Origin of the sequence: Shinella daejeonensis, from assembly GCF_024281235.1 — a bacterium.
Taxonomy (GTDB): Bacteria; Pseudomonadota; Alphaproteobacteria; order Rhizobiales; family Rhizobiaceae; genus Shinella; species Shinella daejeonensis.
Map to the genome: position 1 here is coordinate 1 of NZ_JAHWXY010000028.1, position 2,882 is coordinate 2,882.

Here is a 2,882-nt window from a genome sequence, read left to right on the forward strand (position 1 = left end):
CAACGGCACTCCGGCATGAAGCCGTCGAGCAAGGCCAGCACGCGGTCGGTGCGGTCGATGAAGCCGCGCAGGACTTCCCACGGGTCCACCCCCGTTTTCTCCCGGCCCTCGTAGAGCCATGCCTCAGTGCGGGCGGCTTCCTCGGCCGGGGGCAGCCAGAGGAAGGTGAGGAAGTAGCCGGACACGAAATGCGCGCCCGCTTCCTCGAAACCGGCCTTACGCTCGGCATCGACCAGCGCCGACGCGGGATCGGGAAAGGTGCTGTCGGGATAGGTGGCGGCTTCGCTGCGCTGCGCCTCGACGAAGATGCTCCAGCCGGAGCCGAGGCGGCGCACGGCATTGTTGATGCGGCCGGCGACGGCGACTAGCTCGGCCGCGACGGCGGAATCCAGATCGGGACCGCGAAACTTCGCCGTCCTCTGGAAACTGCCGTCCTTGTTGAGCACAACACCCTGACCGACCAGCGCGGCCCATGGCAGATAATCAGAGAGGCGCGCGGCGGTGCGGCGGAATTCGGAAAGGTTCATCATGGCTGCACCCTCAAACCGCCAAATGACCGGGGATGCGGAGATGCCGCCGCCCGACCTCGACAAAGAGGGGATCGCGCTTTGCCGCCCATACGGCCGCGAAGTGGCCGATTGCCCAGATGGCGATGCCGACCAGCCAGAGGCGCAGGCCGAGGCCCACGGCTCCGGCCAGCGTTCCGTTCATGATGGCGATGGCGCGCGGAGCGCCGCCGAGCAGGATATGTTCGGTCAGCGCCCGGTGAACCGGGACCGTGAAGCCCGGCACGGCGTCCAGTTGCTCGAACGCGACGGCCATCAAACGAGCGCCCCGCCGCCGAACGAGAAGAACGACAGGAAGAAGCTCGACGCGGCGAAAGCAATCGACAGGCCGAACACGATCTGGATCAGACGGCGAAAGCCGCCGCTGGTGTCCCCGAACGCGAGGGTCAGGCCGGTGGCAATGATAATTATCACCGCGATAATTTTTGCGACGGGTCCCTCAATGGACTGAAGGATTTGCTGAAGCGGTTGCTCCCACGGCATCGACGATCCCGACGCATGGGCGGCCGGGGCGAGCATGAAGCTGATAGCAAGGGTGGATGCGGCGGTCGCGGCGAAGCGATAGCCGCGCGAAATCGTGCGGATCATGAAGATTCTCCTGTGCTGGTTTGGATTGCGGGGGTGATGCGGTAGTCGCCGTCCGGCCCCAGCCCTTCGACGCGGGCAAGCTCGGCAAGCCGGCGCGCGGAACCGCGCCCGGAAAGGACAGCAACAAGGTCGATTGTCTCGGCGATCAGGGCGCGCGGGACGGTGACGACAGCCTCTTGGATGAGCTGTTCAAGGCGACGGAGCGCACCGATGCCGGTGCCTGCATGGATGGTGCCGATGCCGCCGGGGTGTCCCGTTCCCCACGCTTTCAGGAGGTCGAGGGCTTCCGATCCGCGCACCTCGCCGATGGGGATGCGGTCGGGGCGCAGGCGCAGCGAGGAACGCACCAGATCGGAAAGCGTCGCCACGCCGTCTTTCGTCCGCATCGCCACTAGATTGGGCGCGGCGCATTGCAGCTCGCGCGTATCCTCGATGATGACGACGCGATCCGCCGTCTTCGCCACCTCGGCGAGCAGCGCATTGGTCAGCGTGGTCTTGCCGGTGCTGGTGCCGCCCGCCACGAGGATGTTTGCGCGGGAGGAAACGGCCGCGCGTAACGTCGCGGCCTGATCGGTGGACATGATCCCCGCCGCCACATAGTCGTCGAGGCTGAACACGGCGACGGCGGGCTTGCGGATGGCGAAGGTCGGGGCGGCGACCACGGGCGGCAGCAGGCCCTCGAATCTTTCGCCAGACTCCGGCAGCTCGGCCGAGATGCGCGGGCTGCGGGCATGAACCTCCGCGCCGACATGATGCGCGACCAGCCGAACGATGCGTTCGCCATCGGCGGCGGACAGGCGCTCGCCCGTATCGGAAAGCCCTTCGGACAGGCGGTCGATCCACAACCGCCCGTCCGGGTTCAACATCACCTCGACCACGGCCGGGTCTTCGAGCAGCCGGGCAATGGCGGGGCCGAGCGCGGTGCGCAACATGCGTGCGCCGCGCGCAATGGCTTCCGGTCTTTGGTGGTTGGTGGTCATGTCGGCCCCGGCTTCTTGCGGGGACGCGACAGGCCATCCCCGGATCGGGGTCGATTAAGAGAGGCCGAAATCTGGCCGGTTCAACAAGTATCTAGCTGCGTGCGGTGATCGGCGGCGAACGGCGGTAAATAGGATGGGTCCGAATACTTATTCTTGATCGCCGTTGCTCTCGGACTCGTCCGGCAACGGATCGTCGGGAAGTGAGTCGAGGTCACGCGACAGCTCTTTGAGGAACCTGTCGCCCGTCGCCAGACGCCGTCCGAGATTCTGCATGAAGCCCTCAAAGCGCTCCGCGCCTTTGGCGCGGGCAGCGGATTGTGCGGCTCCCGCAAGCGGCGGCGTGAGGGTCATCCAGAAATGGATGAACTGCGCGACCGCCTCGCCAAGGACGGCGAGATCTAGGTCGAGCGTGTCGATCTGGCGGCCGAGCTTGTCCAAGCGGCGCGACATGGCGGCTTCAAGCTGGTCGGCGGAATCGCCGGACAGGTAGGACATGACCGCCGCCTCAACGATGGCGGATTTCGAGACATTGCGGCGCAGCGCCACCGAGCGGCGCAGCGCCATCGCCTCGATCTGTGGAATGAGCGCGGGGTCGAAATAGAGATTCAGGCGGGTTCTGGTTGCCATGGGCGTATCCTCAAAGGTCGATTCCATCATCGGGGTTCATCGCCACCTGCCGCGCCACCATCCTCATGCGCTGGCGCATGGCGCGGGCCTTGGCCGCGTCAACGTCCGGCTCGTCGTCCAG

General features: G+C 66.2%; 4 protein-coding genes and 1 pseudogene. All 5 read right to left on the reverse strand.

Going from position 1 to position 2,882, the window contains the following annotated elements; all coding sequences use genetic code 11:
• Positions 1 to 530, reverse strand: a pseudogene (locus KYK29_RS22330) (conjugal transfer protein TrbE); the annotation flags it as partial.
• A gap of 10 nt (positions 531 to 540) precedes the next feature.
• A complete protein-coding gene (locus tag KYK29_RS22335) occupies positions 541 to 822 on the reverse strand; it encodes a VirB3 family type IV secretion system protein (RefSeq protein WP_254693073.1) in 282 nt (93 codons plus the stop codon).
• On the reverse strand, positions 822 to 1,154 hold the full coding sequence (locus KYK29_RS22340; protein WP_024353498.1) for a TrbC/VirB2 family type IV secretion system protein: 333 nt from the start codon (positions 1,152 to 1,154) through the stop codon (positions 822 to 824). Before KYK29_RS22340 ends, KYK29_RS22335 begins: the two co-directional genes overlap by 1 nt.
• Positions 1,151 to 2,134, reverse strand: a complete 984-nt coding sequence (gene trbB / locus KYK29_RS22345) for a P-type conjugative transfer ATPase TrbB (RefSeq protein WP_091517359.1) — start codon at positions 2,132 to 2,134, stop codon at positions 1,151 to 1,153. The genes KYK29_RS22340 and trbB overlap by 4 nt, the downstream gene beginning before the upstream one ends.
• A gap of 147 nt (positions 2,135 to 2,281) precedes the next feature.
• Positions 2,282 to 2,761, reverse strand: a complete 480-nt coding sequence (locus KYK29_RS22350) for a CopG family transcriptional regulator (RefSeq protein ID WP_208632933.1) — start codon at positions 2,759 to 2,761, stop codon at positions 2,282 to 2,284.
• Positions 2,762 to 2,882: the final 121 nt, after the last annotated feature.